General features: G+C 75.3%; 1 protein-coding gene. It reads right to left on the bottom strand.

Going from position 1 to position 227, the window contains the following annotated elements; translation table 11 throughout:
- The coding region (locus tag GT045_RS26920) for a phosphopantetheine-binding protein (RefSeq protein WP_161295511.1) at positions 1-227 on the bottom strand (227 nt) is incomplete at both ends.

The following is a 227-nucleotide window of genomic DNA, read 5'->3' as shown; positions in this document are numbered from 1 at the left end:
GGGCCCTCCAGCTGGTCCAGGAACCACAGCCGGCGCTGCCCGAACGACAGCGGCACCCGCTCCGGCCGCGCCACCTCCCGCAGCACCGGCCGCCGTACGTCCTCCCCGCTGCGCACCTCCACCAGCTCCGCCAGCGCGGCCGGGGTCGGGCCCTGGAACAGGTCCTTGACCGTGATGCCCACGCCGAAGGCCTGCCGGATCCGGCTGATGAGCCGGGTGGCGAGCAG

Origin of the sequence: Streptomyces sp. SID486 (genome assembly GCF_009865385.1) — a bacterium.
In the GTDB taxonomy this organism is placed as follows: Bacteria; Actinomycetota; Actinomycetes; order Streptomycetales; family Streptomycetaceae; genus Streptomyces.
Note: the sequence above shows the minus strand (reverse complement) of the source record. Positions and strands in the feature narration are given on the sequence as shown.